The sequence below is a fragment of the Dictyobacter aurantiacus genome (assembly GCF_003967515.1).
GTDB classification, from domain to species: Bacteria; Chloroflexota; Ktedonobacteria; order Ktedonobacterales; family Ktedonobacteraceae; genus Dictyobacter; species Dictyobacter aurantiacus.
Window position 1 is genome coordinate 248,288 of sequence record NZ_BIFQ01000001.1, and the last position, 22,264, is coordinate 270,551.

The 22,264-nt window shown below is 54.7% G+C and carries 15 protein-coding genes and 1 other annotated feature; of the genes, 4 read left to right on the forward strand and 11 right to left on the reverse strand.

Going from position 1 to position 22,264, the window contains the following annotated elements; all coding sequences use genetic code 11:
- Positions 1-63 precede the first annotated feature (63 nt).
- Positions 64-1,227 (reverse strand): class II histone deacetylase, encoded by a 1,164-nt coding sequence (locus KTT_RS01050; RefSeq protein ID WP_160145558.1) that lies wholly within the window; start codon positions 1,225-1,227, stop codon positions 64-66.
- A gap of 689 nt (positions 1,228-1,916) precedes the next feature.
- Here KTT_RS01050 and KTT_RS01055 point away from each other — a divergent pair.
- Entirely contained in the window at positions 1,917-3,530 is a 1,614-nt protein-coding gene (locus tag KTT_RS01055) for a serine/threonine-protein kinase (RefSeq protein ID WP_160145559.1), read from the forward strand.
- Positions 3,531-3,582: 52 nt separating this feature from the next.
- Here the strand turns inward: KTT_RS01055 and KTT_RS01060 are convergent, their stop codons facing one another.
- The 6 genes from KTT_RS01060 to KTT_RS01085 form a co-directional block, all read right to left on the reverse strand.
- Complete coding sequence (locus KTT_RS01060) at positions 3,583-4,686, reverse strand: phosphotransferase enzyme family protein (RefSeq protein ID WP_160145560.1); 1,104 nt, start codon at positions 4,684-4,686, stop codon at positions 3,583-3,585.
- A gap of 26 nt (positions 4,687-4,712) precedes the next feature.
- Positions 4,713-5,594 carry a sulfurtransferase gene (locus tag KTT_RS01065; protein ID WP_126594223.1) on the reverse strand — a complete coding sequence of 294 codons (882 nt, stop codon included), beginning with the start codon at positions 5,592-5,594 and terminating at the stop codon, positions 4,713-4,715.
- A 16-nt stretch (positions 5,595-5,610) separates the two neighbouring features.
- A complete protein-coding gene (locus tag KTT_RS01070; protein ID WP_126594224.1) occupies positions 5,611-6,150 on the reverse strand; it encodes a DUF6391 domain-containing protein in 540 nt (179 codons plus the stop codon).
- A gap of 107 nt (positions 6,151-6,257) precedes the next feature.
- Positions 6,258-7,706: an FHA domain-containing serine/threonine-protein kinase gene (locus KTT_RS01075; protein ID WP_160145561.1), complete on the reverse strand. Its 1,449-nt coding sequence runs from the start codon at positions 7,704-7,706 to the stop codon at positions 6,258-6,260.
- Positions 7,707-8,059: 353 nt separating this feature from the next.
- On the reverse strand, positions 8,060-9,364 hold the full coding sequence (gene odhB, locus KTT_RS01080; RefSeq protein ID WP_126594226.1) for a 2-oxoglutarate dehydrogenase complex dihydrolipoyllysine-residue succinyltransferase: 1,305 nt from the start codon (positions 9,362-9,364) through the stop codon (positions 8,060-8,062).
- Positions 9,354-12,218, reverse strand: coding sequence for a 2-oxoglutarate dehydrogenase E1 component (locus KTT_RS01085; RefSeq protein WP_126594227.1), 2,865 nt, complete (start codon positions 12,216-12,218; stop codon positions 9,354-9,356). The genes odhB and KTT_RS01085 overlap by 11 nt, the downstream gene beginning before the upstream one ends.
- Before the next feature lie 320 nt (positions 12,219-12,538).
- Positions 12,539-12,907 (forward strand) — a binding site (T-box leader).
- Between the two features lie 40 nt (positions 12,908-12,947).
- Between KTT_RS01085 and KTT_RS01090 the strand changes: the two genes are divergently transcribed.
- From KTT_RS01090 to KTT_RS01100, 3 genes are all read left to right on the forward strand, one after another.
- Positions 12,948-13,673, forward strand: coding sequence for an alanyl-tRNA editing protein (locus tag KTT_RS01090; RefSeq protein ID WP_126594228.1), 726 nt, complete (start codon positions 12,948-12,950; stop codon positions 13,671-13,673).
- A gap of 96 nt (positions 13,674-13,769) precedes the next feature.
- Entirely contained in the window at positions 13,770-17,090 is a 3,321-nt protein-coding gene (gene ileS / locus KTT_RS01095) for an isoleucine--tRNA ligase (protein ID WP_126594229.1), read from the forward strand.
- A gap of 118 nt (positions 17,091-17,208) precedes the next feature.
- On the forward strand, positions 17,209-18,708 hold the full coding sequence (locus KTT_RS01100; RefSeq protein WP_126594230.1) for an amidase: 1,500 nt from the start codon (positions 17,209-17,211) through the stop codon (positions 18,706-18,708).
- Positions 18,709-18,897: 189 nt separating this feature from the next.
- Here KTT_RS01100 and KTT_RS01105 read toward each other — a convergent pair whose 3' ends face one another.
- From KTT_RS01105 to hisF, 4 genes are all read right to left on the reverse strand, one after another.
- Positions 18,898-19,638, reverse strand: coding sequence for an HAD family hydrolase (locus tag KTT_RS01105; RefSeq protein WP_126594231.1), 741 nt, complete (start codon positions 19,636-19,638; stop codon positions 18,898-18,900).
- Positions 19,639-19,656: 18 nt separating this feature from the next.
- Entirely contained in the window at positions 19,657-20,370 is a 714-nt protein-coding gene (locus KTT_RS01110; RefSeq protein WP_160145562.1) for an HAD family hydrolase, read from the reverse strand.
- A gap of 193 nt (positions 20,371-20,563) precedes the next feature.
- Positions 20,564-21,502 (reverse strand): phosphoribosyl-AMP cyclohydrolase, encoded by a 939-nt coding sequence (hisI, locus tag KTT_RS01115; RefSeq protein ID WP_126594233.1) that lies wholly within the window; start codon positions 21,500-21,502, stop codon positions 20,564-20,566.
- Positions 21,496-22,263: an imidazole glycerol phosphate synthase subunit HisF gene (hisF, locus tag KTT_RS01120; RefSeq protein ID WP_126594234.1), complete on the reverse strand. Its 768-nt coding sequence runs from the start codon at positions 22,261-22,263 to the stop codon at positions 21,496-21,498. Before hisF ends, hisI begins: the two co-directional genes overlap by 7 nt.
- Position 22,264 lies beyond the last annotated feature (1 nt).

Genomic DNA, 22,264 nt, shown 5'->3' on the forward strand with positions numbered 1-22,264 from the left:
TAATGCGCATTATGTACAGGCAAAGAGGAAATTGCAAGAGATTTCAGTATCCGTGGCCCTTTATCACAAGCGCCACCACTGCTGATAACGTGTGAGCGCACGCTGAAGCGCCTGCCGGGTATCATGACTGAAGATCGTCTGGCAGGTCTTGAGCTCAGGAGCGGTATCGTATAGGTCAATAATACCAGTATCCGCACCCATCAGGGCCTCAACCGTGGCCGCTGAGCAGTAGGGGGCGTAAGGTGCACTATACCCACCTTCAGTCAGCACAACGAGATGCCCTTCACAGACTTCAGTAGCCAGTTTGACCGTCATTGTAGCCAGATCGCGATACCCATCCATGGTCATCATCATTTGTGCCAGCGGATCCAGCCAACAGGCGTCCTGGCCGGCAGAAATCAGGATCAGTTGTGGCTGATACTGACGTCCAATCGGGAGAATAATGCGTTCAAAGGCGGCACGATAACCACGATCACCGGTGCCAGGTGGCAGGGGAATATTAATAGTATAACCTTCCCCGGCACCACAACCTACCTGCTCTAAGGTTCCGCTATTCTCAGGAAACCAGTCCTGCTGGTGCAGCGAGACAAACAGCACGCCGGCATCTTCATAAAAAGCATCCTGCGTGCCGTTACCGTGATGCACATCCCAGTCGATAATCATGATGCGCTCCAACCCATAGACACGTCGGGCATAGTGCGCGGCCACCACCACGTTGTTAAAGATACAGAATCCCATTGCCTGGTTGCTGGTGGCGTGGTGACCTGGTGGGCGCAAGAGGGCAAACGCGTTCGATACACGTCCTTCCAATACGGCCTGAACAGCATTCATGGCTCCTCCGGCCGCGTAAAGAGCAGCTTCCAATGAACCAGGACTCAACACGGTCTCTTCGTCGATCTCCCCCCAGGGCGCGCGCAGTGGTCCTTGCGTGTTTTCCCTGGCCCATATAGCGATGCCGTCAATGTATTCAGGAGTATGGTAATAGCTCAGTTCAGTGGCGCTGGCGGGACGAGCTGAAATGCGCTGCATCTGCGCGCTCAGGCCGGCTCCATCTAGAAATTCTCTGCTGCGTTGCGTAATAATCGCCGCGGATGGATGGGGCTGGGGCGAGAGTTCAAATGTGCCTGTACGCAACCGTACCCTGGCCTCGCTGCCGGTGTCATGCTCAAGAAACCGCTCATCATAGACCAGCCCCGTACGCAACGTCGTTCTATCCGTGTCGTCCATTCTATTCGCTATCCCTCTCAGAAATATAGAACTTGCTCTATCAGATATGATAAATGATCGATCAACCCGGGCATATATCGAAAATGATCTGCCACACGTGTTAAGGATAGAGGGTCGGTAATCCATTGCGGGGAGGATGATCAAGGAGTCCTACGCCTGGCTCATTAGCGTGTACATGTTTCCCGAACTAGTGTATAATGCGAATGCGGGCTTGAAAGCTGCCCGGGCAAAATAATATTTATTCATACTAAAAAAATCGTCCTGCTTAGCCATACGATGAGCAGTCTCCTCGTCGGATATTTTATAGACTTACAAACTTACAAGCTACAAATTTACGTTTACATGCACATAACATGCGTGCCTTCAATACGTTACATGGCATAACCGTGGGTGCGTAGTTCTTGTTACATGTTGTTATAACAGCGGACGCACAGCTCAAACAATCGAATACGCCGCTCGGCCGTGGCCATTTTGCTCCTTCAGATCAATCTCAGGGGTTGATTGCCGTGTCATAGATACGCACCAGGTCGCTGACATGTAATGGAGCCTTGGACCCGATAGCCCTTGGAAAGCGTTATGATAATAGTATGATGGTGGGGGAAGATAAACATCGCTATTTCCTATTTTCATCCCCCAATACATTCGGTGTTCCCCGTTTACAAGGCAGGGCAATTTCACTGGAGGAACGAATGATAGAGACAGTACCATCTGGTACAATACTCCACGGACGGTACCGTATTGAACGTGTACTGGGTAGCGGTGGCTTTGGCCACGTATACCTGGCGCTCGACCAGATGACAAATCAGCAAGCTGCGGTTAAAGAATATTTAGTCACCGGAACCAGTGGCCAGGAGCAACTGAAGCATGAGGCTCGGGTGCTCAGCCAGCTGCATCATCCTAACCTGCCTGCCTTCATGGATACCTTTATTGAACATGGCCGCTATTACGTGGTCTTGAGCTATATCGAGGGCGAGGACCTGACGGACCTGATTCGCGTGACTCGTCAGCGCAATGAGGTCATTCCGATCGCTCAGATATTAAACTGGATTCTGTCGATCTGTGATGCGGTGATGTTTATGCATAGTCAGCGTCCAACGGTCATCCATCGCGATATCAAACCGGATAATATTCGTATTACCCCCAATGGGACGGCCGTCCTGGTCGATCTGGGTAACGCCAAGGCAGCGGCCGATGGCGCACGAACCCTGTTCTTTATTCGCCACCAGGGCACTCCCGGCTATGCACCGCCCGAACAATATCCAGGTGGCACCGGCACCGATACGCGCTCCGATGTTTATGCGCTGGGTGGCACGCTCTATTTTGCCCTGCTCGCCGCTGAACCTCCCAGTGTCTCTACGCGCAACCAATCGGTTCAGCAGGGTCGCCCGGACCTTCTTTCGCTGCAAGAACACCTGGCCAATAATCCACCGGAAGAAAGTCCAGAGGCGAACGCGGCCCGGCAGTTCCGCCTTGGTGTGAGCAAACCATCCAAGCCAGCACCACGCCATTCACGCCATATTGCTCAACTGGGCAATTTATCGCCACAGGTGCTGAACGCATTGAATCATATCATTCAAAAGTCGATGGCACTGCGTCCAAGAGATCGCTATCAATATGTCGCGGACTTCGCCAACGATCTGAAGAATGTGATCACGGCCCTGCCACAGCCACCATCTCCTCACCGGCCTAAAGATCCAAATAGCACCCAGCCTAACCTGGCTGAGATCTATGATACCCTTCAGGCCAACAAGGGGAATGCCACCAATCAACCCAATCCACCGCTAACGCCACCCGCGTCGCCCGCGCGTGGTTCCAATAGGGCATGCCCACGTTGTAACAACCCGCTGGCTCCCAATGCCTCTTTCTGCCCGCGCTGCGGCCTGTCTTTGACCAATCCAGGCGGCCATCCAAATATACCAACCCAGCATGCCAGTACGTCTGTCGCCCAGGCTGACCAGACCTTGATTATGTCTCAGGAGCAAATGCGGCAGTCGGCCACTACGACACGTGACCATGGGCAGCAGCCTGGCCATATGCAGGCGCCACCAACTACCCCCAGGTCTGAGAACTACCCGGCATATCAACATGGGAGGTCATCTCAGGCGCAGGCAATGGCCATGCCGGCTCCATCGCTTCAATCAAATATGTCAACTGGCCACCATTCATCCTCACATCCAGCCACAGGTCGTGCCGGTAGCAGTAATAACATAGGACAAGAGATACCGCGCTGGCTAATCATTGGCGGCATTATTATTCTGATTATCGTGCTCATAATGATCTTTGCACTTATGCGCCACCTGTAGCTTCGGCCTCCAGGCCTTTATGGCCGGGCCGATTTGCTGAGCTATGCCGCCTTTATTCCCACATTTCTGCGAATGAGCGACGAACACGTCCCAACCAGGACGGCAATGAAGTTGCCCAGGCCAGGCGCTCAAGCAGATCATCAATTACTGCGCTTTCAGCTTCTTCATCAGCATAAAAGAGATCTTCCAGCGGCCCGTTCAGGGTCGCGATGGGTGAGATAAGTGTAAGGGCATCTACCAGCAGATTGGCCTCACCACTGACCGGGGGACAGAGGCCACGATACCCCTGCAAGAAACTACGTACGCGCTCAGGCGCCATCCCACGCTTAACCAGTGGAGGTGTAGCGTTGCTGCCGGGTAACCAGGCCAGAGCGCCGAAATAAAAGAGGGCATACGCAACTTCAAAGATGCGCTTCTCCCAACGCGCCGCTTCCAACCCGGTCACAGCACTAACCCCAAATGGTCCAAACCGCAGGTTTAAGGCATGGTAGTCACCATGGATGTGAAATTCGGGCAGGCTGTGATTGCCTCCAATCGACATCATCGCCTGTGGCAAAACGGCTTCCCATTGGTCAGCCCATTCTTGCAATGCCGAGTTGAGGGCCTGCAGCGACCCTTCCGCTGCCCTGCTGCGGGCGAGGTTGAGGTATCCCTGCACCAGGCTGCCGATCTGAGCCTCAACCGGCCAGCGATTTTGTGCTCCCCTGTATTGTTGAGAAGCCTGGTGGATGCGGCCAAGCATCGCCCCTGCCGACTCAACCCAGTCCAGGCTCCGTTGACTGGAGGTACTGAAAAGCTCTCCTCCAATCTGCTGCTGAATCTCAAACAGGTCTTCGCCTATCTGTACCGTTGGATCACCCTGCGGTGTGCGTAAAAAAGACGGCACCGGGATGCCCGCGTCCTTCAGGTGCTGCTGAAAGGCATAACGAAACTGTATATCTTCTCCCAGTGGACCCTGCGGACGCTCACGCAGTACATAAGGCTGTCCTGCTATTTCAACCGCCAGGCTCAAATTATCACTACCTGGGACCTCTAGCGGTCCTTGATTGTTCCAGGTGGAAATGCCAAAAGCCTGCATGACCTCGTTGAGATCAAGCAGGTTTTCGTCTGTGGCACTATCTTCAGTTGGCTGTTGTTCGAATTCGTTTTCATTCATGAAAGGTTGATTTCGTTCTAGTGCTCTTAGATTTCTACCGGCAGGTCCTGGCGAATCCCCCATTCGTTCCAGGAACCGTCGTAGTTGGTTAACTGTGGATACCCCAGCATGGCCAGGCTAAATAGCACGGTCGTGGCGGCAACCCCACCATTGCAGTACGCGACCACGTGCTGCTCAGGTTCAAGGTTGGCGGCTTTGAAGATGCGCTGCAATTCCTCGGTCGAGCGAAAGGTCCCATCTTCAGGGTTGATTAATTCTTCACGCGGCAGGCTGATAGCTCCGGGAATATGACCGGCGCGGCCCGCGCCACGTACAACGGTGCCTGCATATTGGCCGCTGTCTCGCGCATCCACCAGGATAGTATCCCTCTGGTTGACGAGCGCCAGTACCTCTTCAGCGGTCGCACGCAGTTCTGGCCGTGGTTTTGGGGTAAAGGTGGCACGTGGATAACTGGGAATGATGCGATCCACGGGACGCCCTTCGCGCTTCCATTTGGCAAACCCACCGTTCAACACGACGACGCGCGTGTGCCCATAATAGTTCAAGGCCCACCAGAGCCGTGTGGCAAACTGCGAGGCGGGATGGGTGTCGTAGGCGACAACCAGGTGTTGATCTCCGATACCAACGCGTGCCATGGCGTCGGCAAACTGCGAGGCAGGAGCAAGTTGTGCCTCGACAGGATCATCATGGTTGACGATATCCTGCGTCCAATCGATATACACCGCTCCTGGAATGTGCTCCTGGGCATACTCATCAGGAGCGCCCGTATACACAGCTTCCTGCTTCCCCTCCTTCACTACTGTCTTCACATAACCGCGCATATCGACTACGCGAATAGCTGGATCAAACAGGTTCTCCTCCAGCCAGTCAGTCTCCACCAGAAATTGCGAACGGCGCTCCTGTTCCATATTACAGTTCCTCTTTCTAAGAGAATAAACCGGCCGCGTCAGGATTGTCTGTGCTGACGAAGTGGGCCGGAGAGCCGAAGACGGTCATTGGTTTTACATCCAGGATACGCATGGATGTGTTGGGCGTCTGCGTTGTTACATAACGCTGCACGACCAGGCCGAGCGGCCGCGCCAGCACCAGGGCCGCGGTTGATGCCAGAATGACGTTGTTGGCGGTGCTGTACGGTCGACGTAGTTTGGCAACCGCCATGGAAGAGAGACCCGTTAGCAGACCCGCGACCGCCAGGTTGGTACCACAACGCTCGTGTACCGCCAGTTCAGGCTCGGAGGTGCGCAGCAGTTGCAGAGCCTGCTGGGCCGCCGGTAAGATCGCTTCGGTCGGCACATCCCCAAACACAAAAAAGCCGGCGGCAAACGAAATGCCGGAAAAGCGTACCTCCGGGAATTTACGGGAAAGCAGAACGATGGTGGCATGTTCCAAAGCGTGATTCTGCTTGACCGCGCCACCTAATAACATCTGCTGGGCAACTTGTACGACGGGATTGATCGAACTCATAGTTTCTTGTCCTTCCATAGGAGCAGGCAACCCGGCGCCCCCTGGCGCCCACTTACAAACACGACTGCTTGCATGCTGTTAACAACTTCCTGCTCGCTGTCCATATGTTACGGACCATATGTAATATTAAATACGACTATTTCGTCCCCAAAGTTGATGACATCACCGTCATTGAGCATGACCGCTTGAAAAATTCGTACATTATTTACCAGTGTGCCATTGGAACTCCCCACGTCATCCAGGTACCAATGCCCTTCTGAAAACCAGAGTCGGGCATGTCTGCGCGACACCGAGCGACCAGGAATGATCAGATCGTTCCCATTGGTGCGACCAACAGTCGTCACATCCTGGTGGAAGCGATAAGAACGCCCCACCAGGGACTCCGGTCCGGTCTGTAAGGTCAGACGCGCCAGCACCGGGCGCCCGTTGACCAGATAGGTGTCTTTGCTGGCCCGTGGATTGGACAATTCATCACCACAGGTCGTGCAGTAAAGCCGCGAACTGGGATTGGACGCGCCACAACGGAAACAAATCACCGGGGTGCCCGCCAGGGATCCACTGGGCATAGAGCTGATGTTCACACCTGAGCCGCTGGATTGGTTGGGCAGCGTGCCGGGATGTGAACCTCCTCCCGTGGCAGGGGGGATCGGTGGCGCGACCCTGTAGAGACGTGGCAGCGATAGATGCGACGCAGCCAGCGCGCCCGTCAGGGCTTCTATCAGGTCTTCCGCTGCCTGATAGCGATCAGCAGCTTGCTTGGCGGTCATCTTTTGCACAACCTGGATGACGGGTGCCGGCACACCTTCGGCCGCCATGCGTTCAACCGGCAACGGTTCGTTCAGATGCTTGACGGTAATCGTCAAAGGACTGTCGGCGATAAATGGGACGCGACCTGTCAGACAATGGAAGAGGACAATACCCAACGAGTAGAGGTCGCTGCGGCGATCAACCCTTTGCCCCATGCCTTGCTCAGGCGCCATGTATTGTGGCGTGCCGATACCGGTACCGACCCGGGTTAAACTGGTCGATTCCTCAAGGATCTTGGCAATGCCAAAGTCAGACAAGAGGAGATGTCCGTCACGACGCAGCAACATGTTCGCTGGCTTGACATCACGATGGACGATACCATTGCGATGCGCGCAATCGAGACCTTCGGCCGCCTGAATGATGAAATCAACCGCTTCGGGAACCGGTAACGCGTGCTTGAGACGGTCCTTGAGCGTGCCTCCATCCACGTATTCCATGACGATATATGTTATATTATCCTGCTCACCGAAATCATGTATTTGCACTATATTAGGATGCGCAAGCTTGGCTACTGAACGTGCCTCCTGCACAAACCGTTTCACAAATACAGGATCTTTGGCATGATAAGCAGGTAACACTTTGATCGCCACATGACGATCCAGGGTTGGTTGATATGCTTTGAAGACCGTCGCCATACCACCAGAACCAATACGTTCGACGATACGAAACTGCCCCAGGGATTTCCCTATGAGTGTGCTCATGTCGCCGCTGTTCCCTGCCTGCTGAGGATAGTTATTTCCTGGTTGCATAACCCTGACGACTCCCTCTATTCCTGCCATGTGATGAAATGACCAGCATATCCACTTTTAGCAATATAGTATTCTGCCAACGCTCCATTGCCGGGAAAGCGGGGATGCAAGCGAACATGCCGGGGGACATGCTCAAGCGACGAGCCCCAGGCCGGGGCAAGCCCAGCACCTATGGGGACTCGGGGGCACAGCCCCCGGCAACTCCTCCCCCCTCGCCCACGTAGCGGGTGAACAACACGATCCGTGATCTGGCCCATCATTGGCTGGGCCAGACCAGACGGCCATTGTTTCTTCTCTATCTTCCTGATTATACAGGTATTAACGCGCGATGTCGAGCGAAACAGGGTATCGGATTATCCTTCGAGGAGGAGGGATTCCGGGTCTTCGACCAGTTCTTTGATGGTGGCAAGAAAACGCACGGCTTCACTCCCATCAACAATACGGTGATCATAGGAGAGGGCAACATACATCATCGGACGAATGACGACCTGGCCGTTGAGGGCGATCGGACGCTGCTCGATCTTGTGCATGCCAAGAATACCAACCTGCGGTGCGTTCAGGATGGGGGTAGAAAGCAGGGAGCCAAAGATGCCGCCATTGGTAATTGTAAAGGTTCCACCTTGCAGATCGTTGAGCGTGAGGGCGTTGGCGCGGGCTCGTTTGGCCAGTTCGGCGATCTCACGTTCGATTTGGGCAAATCCTTTGCGGTCGGCGTCACGCACTACGGGCACGACCAATCCTTCATCGGTAGAAACGGCGATGCTGATGTCGTAATAGTGCTTAAGCACAAGGTCGGTGCCCTGGATCTCGGCGTTCAGGCGCGGATAGGCCTTCAAGGCTCCAACGGCCGCTTTGGTAAAGAAAGACATAAAGCCGAGCGAGACGTTATGCTTTTCTTTGAAGGCGTCCTTGCGCCGGCTGCGTACATCCATTACAGCGCTCATATCGATCTCGTTAAAGGTCGTGAGCATAGCGGCGGTATGCTGCGCCTCAACCAGGCGCTGCGCAATAGTTTGACGCCGGCGTGACATACGCACGCGCTCCTCACTTCGCCCATCTGCGGCGGCAGGCTGCGCGGCCTTTGCGACCGGAGGCTGCGCAGCCTGAGCAGGAACAACGGGCGCGGGCGTGGGCGATCCTTGAGCTACGGCGGGCGCGGGCTCTCGTCCGTTTTGCTCCAGGTAACTGATGACGTCTTCTTTGGTCACACGCCCGTGTGGACTACTCCCTCGCACCTGCGAGATATCGACGTGGTGTTCGGCAGCAATACGACGTGCCAATGGGGATGGCGGGCGCTGGGTATCTGAAAATAAAGGTGACTCATTAGCACCTGACGCGTTCTGTGCCTGCTGTTTGTCAGGTGCGGCTTCAGCATTAGCGACTGATACTGCCTGAGATGAGGAGCCATTGGTCGCGGCCGCCGCATCACCTATCGTGCAAATAGCTTCACCGACCGCAACCACGTCCCCAACCTGCTTTAATATCTTCTGAAGAACGCCATCTTGCTCGGCATTCACCTCAACATTAATCTTGTCGGTCTCAAGTTCGGCGAGGGTGTCGCCGCGCTTGACGGCGTCACCCTCTTGTTTTAACCAGGATGCGATGGTCGCATCGACGATTGATTCTCCCAGGGCAGGGACTTTAATTTCAACGGACATAGTTTCCTCCGGGTTGTTTCAGCGGTAAAGTGGAGGCTTCCGTGATGATTTTTTCCTGCTCCGCAATATAAAGATCCCAGAAGCCCGCCGCTGGACTTGATCGTTCGGGACGAGAGATGACATCGATGGTGACCGTGTTGTCGACGATATCGGACAAACGGGGGGAGATATAACTCCACGCTCCCATATTTCTTGGCTCCTCTTGTACCCAGATTATCTCACGCGCATGTGGATAATTTGCCAGGACTTTTTTGATTTCTTCGCCAGGGAAGGGGTAGAGCATTTCTACCCGCACGATGGCGATATCTTCATTATGGGCATGCTTGTCGTACGCAAGCAAGTCGATGGCAATTTTGCCTGTACAGAGGATAACACGGCGAACGTCGTTTGGATGCTGTTGCGCCCTCTGATCATCCAGTACCGACTGGAAGGTGCCCCCGGCCAGATCCTCCAGTTTGGAGGCTGATTGCGCGTTGCGCAGAAGGGCCTTGGGTGTCATGATGATTAATGGTCTTGGATAGTTCTTGAGGTTATAGGCCTGTAAGCGCAGGAGATGATAATACTGGGCCGCGGTCGAGCAGTTGGCAACACGCCAGTTGTCCTGGGCTGCAAGCTGCAGATAGCGCTCCAGACGCGCGCTGGAGTGTTCTGGCCCCTGACCCTCATATCCATGGGGCAAGAGCATTACAATCGATGAGTTCTGCTTCCACTTCGCCCGACCAGAAGCGATAAATTGATCGATAATAACCTGGGCGACATTGGAGAAATCACCAAACTGAGCCTCCCACAACACCAGCGTGTCCGGCGCATGAACGCTATACCCATATTCGAATCCCAGTGCCCCCACCTCGCTTAATGGACTATTATAAATGGAAAATGAGGCCTGTGAATCAACCAGGTGTTGCAGGGGGATATAAGTTTCATTGCTATCGGTGCTATGTAAAACGGCGTTGCGATGGCTAAACGTGCCTCGTTCTACGTCCTGACCCGTCAAACGAATAGGCGTTCCTTCGGCCAGGATAGAAGCGAAAGCCAGTGCTTCGGCCTGTCCCCAGTCGATGCCGCCATCGGGTCCCAGGGCATTCGCACGGCGCTGCAAAATGCGCGCCAGTTTGGGATTGGGCGTAAAGCTCTTGGGCCAGCTCAATAGTTCGTCGTTGTACGCCTGTATCTGTTCGGCGGACACGGTTGGGGGAACCTCCAGGGTTGGGCGCACGCGCTTACTGATCTTCTGCTCCTGCGTGGTATATACCCCCTCGTCGGCCTCGCGCTTGGCCTGCTCCAGTACGGCGAAGGCGTCATTCACCAGCGTCTCGGCCTCTCCAGGTTCGATCTGCTTGTGTTGCTCTAACATGCGAGCATAGAGTTCGCGTACGGTTGGGTGCGTACGGATAATATCATACATCTGGGGCTGGGTAAATGCGGGTTCGTCGCCTTCGTTATGACCCCAGCGACGATAGCCAACCAGGTCGATGACCACATCTTTATGAAATTGATCTCGATATGCATGCGCGATACGAACAGCGGTTAAACAGGCATAAGGATCATCAGCATTGACATGAATTATCGGAATACTAAAACCTTTAGCAAGATCACTGGCAAAAGGAGTAGAGCGGCTATCTTCGGGATCTGTTGTAAAACCTAACTGGTTATTTGCGATAATATGAATAGTTCCACCAACCCAGTACCCACGTAAGTGCCATAAATTCATTGTTTCGGCGACAACGCCTTCGCCCGGGAATGCGGCGTCACCATGGATAAGGATGGGCAACGTCTTATCGACGTCCTGCAGTGGGGCGCCGGCAACGGTGCGGATCTCTTGCGCAGCACGCGCCATGCCTCCGATGACGGGATTGACAAATTCCAGATGACTCGGATTTGGCGATAGCAGAACTTTGAGATCGACGGACGCCCCCTCGCCAAAGAGGTGCTCAGCTCCCAGATGATATTTGACGTCTCCAGTCCAGCCAAAGCCAAAGCTATCGGTTAGTGGCACTCCCTCTTCGTGCTTGGAATGGGCGAACTCGGCCAGGATCGCGCCATAAGGCTTGCCCAGTGTGTGGGCCAGGACATTCAGGCGCCCACGGTGCGCCATGCCGATCACAACTTCTTTGGTCTCTGAGTCTATAGCACCGGAGATGATCTCATCCAACATCGGCACCAGCATATCGATGCCTTCAATCGAAAAGCGCTTCTGACCGGTATAGTTCTGGTGGATGTAGCGCTCAAATACCTCAACCTGGGTCAGGCGCTGTAATAACCTGCGCGCCTCCGCCGTCCTGGGATCGCGATGATATAAATTGAGTCCTACGGCATCGCGCAACCAGCGTCGTTCGTCGGGACTCTTCACTTGGTCGAACTCATAGCTAATGGTGCCCGAGTACATCTGCTTGAGAGCGGCGATCGCCTCCAGGGCGTTCTCAACCCCTTCCGCCGAATGCCCACCTACGACGCGGGGCGACAACTGCGCCAGGTCTTCCTGCGACAGACCATACGTCTCAGGAAGCAGCGCGGGGTCTCCAATCGGTTCGCTCCCCAATGGATCCAGGTGAGCCCCCAGGTGCCCCTTTTCACGAATAGCGTGGGCATAGGTAGAGGCCGCCACGATCTTCATTACCTGGGTACGCGAGTAGGCCGGGGTATCTTCTTCGTGGGCTTCGACTGGCGCGGGAGAAGTTGGCACAACACCTGTACCTCGCGGGCTGGCGGCGACCGCGCCCGCGTCTTCAGCCGCCCAGGAATCAAATGTGGCACGCGTCACAGCATCAACGGATGCGGGATCCTGCTGATAGCGCTCATAGAGTTCCTGCACATAGCCTGCATTTGGACCATAAAATTTCTCTAGGTTTTGCATGTATATTCCTTAGGTTACATTAACACAGTTTGTATAACTTACGGAACACGAAATTGAGGAATGAGCCTCGTTGCTCGTGTCTCTGATCCAGCTATTGTATTCTACCACGTACTATGGTATCATAGCTTTACCATACTCCAAAATATTCACGGTACTAACACCTACAGGACTTAGGACGAACAAACAAGCTCATTCGTTTCTTTATTGCGAAACACCCGAAATCCTACTGTGCAGAGACCGCACGAATAGCGGAGTACAAGCGACAACCTTACGCGTGCAATGCACGAAGAAGCATATATACACAACAATACAATAGATAATCAACAGCGATGACGGAGCCAGTAGGCCGCAGCCCCTGCTATAGAGAGTCCGGGGATGGTGAAACCGGATACAGGTCGCGTGCCGAATATCACTCCAGAGCTACCAGCCGAAACCAGCACGTGTGGTCATGTGATCAACACAGGAAGTAGGCGCAGTCGGGTCCTTCCCGTTATCATGAAGGCATGTAGTCCGCCGTTCCTTTATGCGTTCCAGCACTTCTATACTTTTACAAGATGAGTTGAACCGCCATCACGGAGAAACTCTCGCTGGGGAACTGTCCGGAATATGTGTATTGAGTGAGCCAGGCCATGGAAGTGCCATGCCAGGCTAATCAGGGTGGTACCACGGGAGTTCCTCTCGTCCCTTTGTCGGGCGAGGGGTTTTTTGTTGAGGAAAAGGAAATTACAGATGAAAACCAAACTCCTTTACCATATAAACAGTTTCACGTACGAGTGTACAGCCACGGTTGTGGCTGTGGAGGGTGATGATATCGCGCTGGATGCTACCGTCTTCTATCCCGGCGGCGGTGGGCAGATGGCCGATCGAGGTATGATTACCTGGCCGGGGCAGGATTATCCCGCCAGCGTGATCGCCATGCATAAACGCGACGATGTAGTCTGGCATACCCTGGACTATCCACCTCCTCCTATCGGCACGGAAGTTGTTGGTACCATCGATTGGGATTTCCGCTATCAAATGATGCGTACCCATACGGCGCTCCATATCCTGTGCGGCGTCATCTGGAAAGAGTTCAATGTCCAGGTGACGGGAGGACAGATGTACCCGGATCGCGCGCGCATGGATTTCGCCATGGAAAACCTGGATAAAGAGCGCATCGCCTACATTGAGGAGAAAGTAAACGAGGCAATACAGGCAGACTACCCCATCCGGGTCTATACTCTGCCACGCGAGAAGGCATTCTCTATTCCCGATCTCGTACGCACCAGGGTCAATCTCTTGCCACCCGAGATGGAGGAGATACGTATCGTTGAAATAGTCGGCCTCGATCTGCAGGCCGATGGCGGAACGCACGTGAACCATACCCGCGAGGTGGGCGGCATTCATATTACAAAAACAGAGAATAAGGGCAGAATCAACAAACGTCTGGAGATTATGCTCGATTCTCGACAATAAATATTCTTTTTGGATTTATCAAGGTAGTTATTCTACAGCTGCTATATTCATCTGCGAGGCTATCTCGATATAGCTGTGAACGCAGAGGAGGACACTGTGTCAGTAAAATCTAGTGTATTCAAACCGGTTGTGGCGGCCGATCGCGTCGATTATCCACAACTGGAGCATGCCATCCAGCATTGGTGGGACGAGCAGAATGTTCGTCAGCAATATCTGAAACGCAATGAGAATAGCGACAAAAAGTATTCTTTCCTGGATGGTCCCATCACCGCCAATAATCCCATGGGCGTCCATCACGCCTGGGGGCGCACCTATAAAGATCTGTATCAGCGCTTTAAGACGATGCAAGGCTACAAGCAGCGCTATCAGAATGGTTTCGACTGCCAGGGCCTGTGGGTCGAGGTAAACGTTGAGCAGGACCTGGGCCTGCAAACCAAACGCGATATCGAGAAATATGGGATCGCGGCCTTTGTTGAAAAATGTAAGGAGCGCGTTTTCACATTTTCGAAGCGTCAGACCGAGCAGTCGGTTCGCCTCGGTTATTGGATGGATTGGGGCAACGATTACTTTACGCTCTCAGATGAGAATAACTATACCATCTGGCACTTTTTGAAGCAGTGTCAGGAGCGCGACCTGATCTATAAGGGGCGCGATGTGATGCCCTGGTGTCCGCGCTGCGCGACCGGCATCTCAAATATGGAGATGGAGGCCGAGGGCTATAAAGATCTGACCCACCTGAGCCTGTATGTCCGCTTCCCCCTGGTGGATCGCCCGGGCGAGTATCTGCTGGCCTGGACCACGACTCCCTGGACGCTGGCGGCCAATGTGGCGGCGGCCGTTAATCCCGACCTGACCTACGTGAAGGTTGAGCAGGATGGGGAGTACTACTACCTGGTTGAGCAGCTGCTTTCGGTATTGAAAGCGCTCAAGGGACATGATAAGGGCGACTATAAGGTGGTAGAGACCCTGAAGGGCTCTGATATGGTCGGCTGGAAGTATCGCGGTCCCTTCGATGAGCTGCCCGCCGAGAAGGATGTGGCGCATACCGTGGTCCCCTGGAAAGAGGCTAATGCGACCGAGGGAACCGGCATCGTGCATATCGCTCCTGGCTGCGGTCGCGAGGACTTTGGTCTCTCCAAAGAATTTGGCCTGGCGGTGGTGGCCCCGGTCGATGAGTTTGGCGTCTACAAAGAAGGCTTTGACTGGCTGACGGGCAAGCATACCGCTGAGGTGGCAGACCTGGTGGCGGAGAACCTGACCCAGAAGGGCCTGCTCTATCGCTCTCAAAAGTATAAGCACCGCTACCCTACCTGCTGGCGCTGTAAGACCGAGCTGATCTTCCGCCTGGTTGATGAGTGGTTCATCTCGATGGAGAACCTGCGCTACGAGATCATGGATGTGGTACGCCAGATCCAGTGGATCCCGTCCTTTGGCTTCGATCGTGAGATGGATTGGTTGCGCAATATGGACGATTGGATGATCTCCAAGAAACGCTACTGGGGACTGGCCCTGCCGATCTTCGATTGTCCAAAATGCGGCAATTTTGAGGTCATCGGTAGCCAGGAGGAACTGAAGGAGCGTGCCGTCGCTGGCTGGGAGAAGTTTGAAGGCCATACTCCACACCGTCCGTATATCGACGAGGTCAAGATCGCCTGTAAACATTGCGGCAGCGAGGTCTCGCGCATCAAAGATGTGGGCAATCCCTGGCTGGACGCGGGTATCGTTCCCTATTCGACGCTCAACTATCTCACCAATCATGAGAAGTGGCAGCAGTGGTTCCCGGCCAACTTTGTTACCGAGTCTTTCCCGGGCCAGTTCAGGAACTGGTTCTATTCGATGCTGGTCATGAGTACGGTGCTGCAGAAGAAGGCACCATTCCAGACCCTGTTTGGCTATGCCACGCTGATGTCGGAAGACGGCACGCCGATGCATAAGTCCAAGGGCAACATGGTCGTCTTCGACGATGCGGCCGAGAGCGTCGGTTCGGATACCATGCGCTGGCTCTATAGCAACCATGTGCCCGAGCAGAACCTGAACTTCCCGGCGATCCCCAGTTTGGCGGCTGTGGAGCAGGCTCGCGCGAAGGGCGTTCCGGTGCGCCTGAGCGAGAAGTGGATGCTGACGCGCCGTACACTGGATAAAATCTGGAACGTCTACTGGTTCTTTGTTACCTATGCCAATATCGATCAGTTCGATCCGGCGCAGCATCAACTGCCAGTGGCGCGACGCAGTGAGCTGGATCGCTGGATCATCTCGGAGCTGCATCAGACCATCCGCGAGGTGACCAGCGGCCTGGAGCAGTACGACACGACGAAGCCAGCCGAGGCTATCCAGGGCTTCTTGGAGGATCTCTCGAACTGGTATCTGCGCCGGAGCCGCGAGCGCATCTGGAAGTCGCAACTGGATGATGATAAGGTCGGCGCCTACCTGACTCTCTATGAGAGCCTGACGACGATGATCACCCTGCTGGCTCCCTTTATGCCCTTCCTGACTGAGGAGCTCTATCAGAATCTGGTGCGCAGCGTCGATGAGCAGGCACCGTTGAGCGTCCACCTGCAGGACTGGCCTGAGGTCCGTCCCGAGCTGATCGATGAGAAGCTGACCAACGAGACCCACCTGGTGATGCGTATCGTTGGGCTGGGTCGCGCCGCCCGTGAGAAGGCACAGATCCGCGTGCGCCAACCCTTGAACGCGCTCTACGTCCACGTGCCCACCGGCGCGGAGGAGGAGGCCCTGCAGCGCCTGAGCGAACAGGTGCTGGAGGAATTGAATATCAAGAGTCTGGAGCTGATCAGCGCGGATAGCGATATGCTGGCCTACACGGTGCGGCCGCAGGTGAAGATCCTGGGACCCAAGTATGGACCGCTGGTTCAGAAGATCCTGGCTCACCTCAAAGGTCTATCGGCCCACGAGGCGCAGGAGGCTGCAACCCAGCTCAATACGACCGGCACCCTGACCTTTACGGTTGCCGATAAAGAAGTTAGCCTTACCGCTGATGAGGTTTCCATCCTGGCCACTGCACGACCGGGATTTGTGACCGCTGAAGAACGTGGCTATATCGCTGCCCTGGAGACTACCATCACGCCCGAGTTGCGTGAGGAAGGGATGGTGCGCGACCTGATCCACTTCATACAGGATATGCGAAAAAAAGCCGGCTTCAATATCGAGGACCATATCGGGGTGGCGCTCTACACCGAGGTTGAACTGGCGCATATTCTGCAGCCATATCAGCAGGAGATCATGGTCGAGACACTGGCCTCGAACCTCTTGCTCTCGATCAGCCAGCGCGACTACCCTTCCTTTGAGGAGGTCTATCGCGAGCGCATCTCGCCCGAGTCCAGTAAAAAGCTTGAGAACTATACTATCGAGGTTGTTCTTGGCAATAATGTCCGGGACAATACCCATCTTTCGTCATAGCCGTCATCAAAAAAATGATGTTGTGCCCTCGCGGCACAACATCATTTTTTGCATCTCATTTATTTTATCCCGCGAACATGGCTTCGCACTTAACCAATGGAATATAGCAGGTACATTCATGCATTTGGAAGAAGTTACCATTAATGAGCTACAGGCTTCTATGGCCGCCGGCAAACTGACAGCCCGCCAGTTGGTTGAATACTACATAGAACGTATCCATACCCTCGATCAAAATGGCCCCACCCTGAAATCAGTGATTGAGCTGAATCCAGAGGCTCTGGAAATCGCGGATGCCCTGGACCAGGAACGCGTCAGCCAGGGCATACGCGGTCCTCTGCATGGCATTCCGGTGCTGATTAAGGATAATATCGCCACGGCGGATAAGATGCAGACGACGGCGGGCTCGCTGGCCCTCGTTGGTGCGCGAGTACCACGAGACGCCTTTGTGGCGCAGAAGTTGCGCGCGGCCGGCGCGATCATTATGGGCAAGGCCAATCTGAGCGAGTGGGCTAATCTGCGTGGGCGGTCGTCGATCAGTGGCTGGAGTGGCCGTGGTGGGCAGACACGCAATCCTTATGTATTGGATCGTACTCCCTGCGGTTCCAGTTCAGGTTCAGCAGTGGCGGTCGCCGCCAATCTGACAACGGTCTCTCTGGGCACCGAAACGGATGGCTCGATTCTCTGCCCGGCTTCGATCTGTGATGTGGTCGGCATTAAACCTACCGTTGGCTTAACCAGTCGGGCAGGCGTCATTCCGATCTCACATAATCAGGATACCGTCGGACCCTTTGCGCGCACGGTAGCCGATGCCGCTATCCTGCTAGGCGCAATCGTCGGCGTGGATGCGCGTGATACGATGACCTCCGAAAGCAAGGGGAAATACCATACCAACTATACGCAGTTCCTGGATGCGAATGCTTTGCAAGGGGCACGCATCGGCGTGCCACGCGAAGGTTACTTTGGCTACAGCCCAAAAGCCACCCGCTTGATCGAATCAGCTCTGCAGGCACTTCAGGAGGCGGGCGCGATCCTGATCGATCCGGCCAATATCCCCACCGCGAAACAGATGGAATCTTCATCGGCCGAGAACGTGGTGCTGGTCACGGATCTGAAGGCCGATCTCAATACTTACCTGGGTGAGCTACTGGAGTCACCCGTTCACAACCTGGCTGAAGTGATCGCCTTCAATGAAGCGCATGCTGAGCAGGAGTTGAGCCTGTTTGGGCACGAACTGTTCATCGAGGCTGAAGCAACCGCCGGTATCGACGATCCGGCATATATTCAGGCTCTGGCCGAGAGCCATCGCCTCTCTCGCCAGGAAGGCATCGACGCTATTATGGATCAGTATCAGCTGGATGCCCTCGTTATGCCGACCTGCAGCCCGGCCTGGTATATCGATAATGTGAATGGCGATCACTATACAGGCAGTAGCGCACAGCCCGCTGCCATGGCTGGCTATCCTGCGATCAGCGTCCCGGCAGGACATGTCCAGGAGTTCCCGGTGGGCATCACTTTTATGAGCCGCGCCTACAGCGAGCCCACCCTGATCAAGCTCGCCTACGCTTTCGAACAAAAAACCAGGGCTCGTCAGAAGCCAAAGTTCCTGCCCACCATTTAAACGCCAAAGCACACCTGAACTTTCGCACCTATGGTGCTCACAAGTCCATGGTGTGTATTGGTGCATCGTGTGCGCATCTGCGCACACGATGCACCAATACACAAAAACAGTGCGGCCGCATAGCGGATGCGCGTGCGGGGGCGCGCATGGGGCACAAACATGATGGAAGTCAAACACGCTCTTTGAGCGTTATTGCATGTTGAGAGTTTCGAGCAGGGGCAACAGCTCAGCGAGATGGGTAATAATGGCCGTTGGCTGAATATGAGCAGGCTCGGGCCATGGATAAGGGGTCTTTTTCCAGATGCCGCGCATACCTGCCCCTAAAGCTCCTGAGACGTCGTCGACCAGGCGATCACCAACCATAATGCACTCAGAGGGATCAACCTCCAGCAACTTGCTTACGATGCGAAATACTTCGGGATGCGGCTTGGAGTGGGGAAGCTCAGAGGTATACAACACAACGTCCAGCAAGCTGTCCAGACCGTGCGTGGCCAGGTCGGAGTTATGCCAGGCCGCTGCCCACCAGGTATTGGAGAGCAGGCCAATCCGATATCCCTGCTTGCGCAGGCTGAGCAGGGTCGGGACGGCATCGGGAAAGACCATCGCCCAACCATTGACGGCCTGACCATAACCGTCAAGCGCTATCCGCAATTCAGCATCGCTAACGGTACAGCCCAGAGTCTGAAAACCTTCTTGCAGCACTTCTTCCGGCGTGGCACTGGCCTGAATCGTGTTGACGCGTTGCCAGTGAGCCAGTTCAGCCCCGCGCATCGCATCAACATAACATTCCTTCGCTGGCCAATCTCGATCAGGCGCTTTGGCGCGGAGATAGTCATATGATAATCCCCAGCGACGCAGTACATCCTCATCCCAATCGGGCCAGTCAATCAGCGTTCCACCCAGATCAAAAATCACAGCATGAATAGCCATCCTGCCAGTTCACCCCTTCTAAACCTCTAAAGTTTCGTCCACCAGAGCCAGAACTTCCTTTACAGTTTCGATGCGTGGCCCTTGCCAGCCATCTACCTCTTGCTGGTGTTCACCGTGTCCCTTTTCCTTTTCATGCGGCGCACAGATGAGCACCGCCTGCATACCAGCGTCTGTCGCACCGGTCAGCTCACGGCTCCCCCCGTCTCCCACATACAGGCAGCGCTCGGCGGGAATCCCCAGACGCTCAAAGGCCAGCGCGTAGATATGTGGATCCGGCTTCTTTAATTTAACCACACACGAGAAGATCGGTACATCAATCAGGGGTGCCAGAGCCGAACTTTCCCATAGCTGGGGAATCTCCATCGAACAGTCACTGATCAGTGCGCGAGCATAACCGGCCTCTTTCAAACAGCGCAGCGTCTCTACCGTGTCCACGCGCGGTACCAGGGAACGGCGCGAATAGTCGTAGCGCATGCGCGCCGCCTGTTCTAGCTGTTCTTCTCCAGGCTCTACACCCAGACGGGCACAGACATAGCGGAAGGTTTCGTGCATGGTAGCGAACTCACCACGCACGCGCCTGGGCCAGAGCTCACCATTCCAGATATGAATAAATTCTTCCGCAGGCGCTTGCAATACATCGGCAATCTGGGTCAATAGTTGCCTGAAAGCTATCGGTGGAAAGTTATCTACCAGCGTCCCGAACAGGTCAAATATTACGGCCTCATACTTCATACACCCTCCGCTCAGCTCGGTAAATTTACATACCATTATATCACTATTGCATTTTTTCCTTCTCGAGAAATGTGAGGGGTCCACCTGACACTCAATCTCGGATGGACCCCTCACTATATGTAAACTCAAATTTTTATAATGATGCATGGGATGTGCAGATGCGCATCCTATGCATCATTATAAAAATTTGAGTTTACTCCACTAATCCTTTGCGGCGCATCTGTACCAGGTCGTATTCGACAGGGGCCAGGGGACTGATTCCGGCGGAGACACAGGCCCAGCCGATGAGAGCAAAGCCAGCGGTGAGGCCACGAACGTATTGCGTTGACTCCTGGGAGGAGAGAGCTTCAACCGCTTTCTGACGTAGCTCGTTTACCTGGTTCTCGCTATACTGCGCGATAAAGCCCTGCAGGATGGCGGCGTGCGGGTTAAAATCATCATATTCCATCTGATTGATGGCCGCCAGTAAGAACAGCCAGTATCCTACCTGGCTCCCCTCCAACGTGGTATCCTCCTGCACGCCGGTATGGACGTGTTCACCTGTTTGCACACCCACCAGTTCCCCCAGTTCATCGGCCAGCCGCCCTACGAGGAAACTGTGATTCTTTTCATGCAGCAGGCGCGATGTATTAGAGGTCGTGGTATGATCCTCATCACGCAACAACACATACACGCTATAGAGTCGGCGCAGTGCTTGCTCAAGCTCTAATGGCGTCTGCGATTGACCGTCCTCGGGGATAACAGGCTCGTCCTCGCTCTGTTCAGATACATACACGTCTTCCGGGTCAAAGATGCGTTCAGCCACGGTTTCATAACTCTCATCGGGCAGGATACGTCGGTAATAGCAGCTGTGGTATCCTTCGTGGCAGGCGGCCTCGCCATGCTGCTGGACGCGGATCAGCAGGCTGTTCTCTTCGCAATTGATGAAGATATCTCGTACTTCCTGCATATTTCCCGATTGCTCACCTTTATGCCAGATTTTGTTGCGTGAGCGGCTAAAGAAATGGGTCTGGCCGGTCTGGCGGGTAAGCTGGTAGGCCTCCTGATTCATAAAAGCAACCAGCAGGACGTCTCCGGTGGTGTCATCTACGATTACGGCCGGAATCAGGCCCTGGCTATCAAATTTCAGCATGGTCGTACTATTACCCCTTTTGTTTGCAAGTAGTGCTTGACGTCGCGCACTCGAAATTCACCGAAGTGAAAAATTGAGGCCGCCAGCACCGCATCGGCACCTCCACGGGTAACACCCTCATACATATGCTCCAGCGTGCCAACGCCACCCGAAGCGATCACTGGTACCGTCACGGCGGCGGATACTTTCGCGTTGAGCGTTAGATCATAGCCGCTCTTGGTGCCATCCCGGTCCATACTGGTCAGCAGAATCTCGCCAGCGCCCAACTCGACGCCGCGCTGCGCCCATTCCAATACATCCATTCCGGTGGGCGTGCGTCCCCCGTGCACATAGACCTCGTAGCCGCTGGGCATGTCGGAATTGGAGCGTGCATCTATGGCCAGCACGATGCACTGCGCCCCAAATTGCTCGGAGCCCGCGGTGATCAGTTGTGGATTCTGGACGGCCGCGGTGTTGAGCGAGGTTTTATCGGCACCCGCTCCCAGGGTCGCGCGGATATCTTCAACAGAGCGGATACCTCCCCCGACTGTGACCGGGATAAACACTTGTTCCGCGGTCCGTCGTACAACATCGAGCATGGTGGCCCGGTTTTCATACGATGCAGTGATGTCAAGGAAGGTGACTTCGTCCGCGCCTTCCTGATTGTATAATTTTGCCAGTTCGACTGGGTCACCCGCGTCGCGCAGATTGACAAAGCTGACCCCCTTGACGACACGTCCATTCATGACGTCCAGGCAGGGAATAATACGCTTGGTGAGCATA

Bases quoted from the DNA above. Each gene is read 5' to 3' on its own strand.
- KTT_RS01100 (WP_126594230.1), top strand. From the start codon at position 17,209: ATGCATTTGGAAGAAGTTACCATTAATGAGCTACAGGCTTCTATGGCC.
- KTT_RS01110 (WP_160145562.1), bottom strand. From the start codon at position 20,370: ATGAAGTATGAGGCCGTAATATTTGACCTGTTCGGGACGCTGGTAGAT.
- odhB (WP_126594226.1), bottom strand. From the start codon at position 9,364: ATGTCCGTTGAAATTAAAGTCCCTGCCCTGGGAGAATCAATCGTCGAT.
- KTT_RS01085 (WP_126594227.1), bottom strand. From the start codon at position 12,218: ATGCAAAACCTAGAGAAATTTTATGGTCCAAATGCAGGCTATGTGCAG.
- KTT_RS01075 (WP_160145561.1), bottom strand. From the start codon at position 7,706: ATGCAACCAGGAAATAACTATCCTCAGCAGGCAGGGAACAGCGGCGAC.
- KTT_RS01060 (WP_160145560.1), bottom strand. From the start codon at position 4,686: ATGAATGAAAACGAATTCGAACAACAGCCAACTGAAGATAGTGCCACA.
- KTT_RS01050 (WP_160145558.1), bottom strand. From the start codon at position 1,227: ATGGACGACACGGATAGAACGACGTTGCGTACGGGGCTGGTCTATGAT.
- KTT_RS01105 (WP_126594231.1), bottom strand. From the start codon at position 19,638: ATGGCTATTCATGCTGTGATTTTTGATCTGGGTGGAACGCTGATTGAC.
- hisI (WP_126594233.1), bottom strand. From the start codon at position 21,502: ATGCTGAAATTTGATAGCCAGGGCCTGATTCCGGCCGTAATCGTAGAT.
- KTT_RS01065 (WP_126594223.1), bottom strand. From the start codon at position 5,594: ATGGAACAGGAGCGCCGTTCGCAATTTCTGGTGGAGACTGACTGGCTG.
- KTT_RS01090 (WP_126594228.1), top strand. From the start codon at position 12,948: ATGAAAACCAAACTCCTTTACCATATAAACAGTTTCACGTACGAGTGT.
- KTT_RS01070 (WP_126594224.1), bottom strand. From the start codon at position 6,150: ATGAGTTCGATCAATCCCGTCGTACAAGTTGCCCAGCAGATGTTATTA.
- KTT_RS01055 (WP_160145559.1), top strand. From the start codon at position 1,917: ATGATAGAGACAGTACCATCTGGTACAATACTCCACGGACGGTACCGT.
- hisF (WP_126594234.1), bottom strand. From the start codon at position 22,263: ATGCTCACCAAGCGTATTATTCCCTGCCTGGACGTCATGAATGGACGT.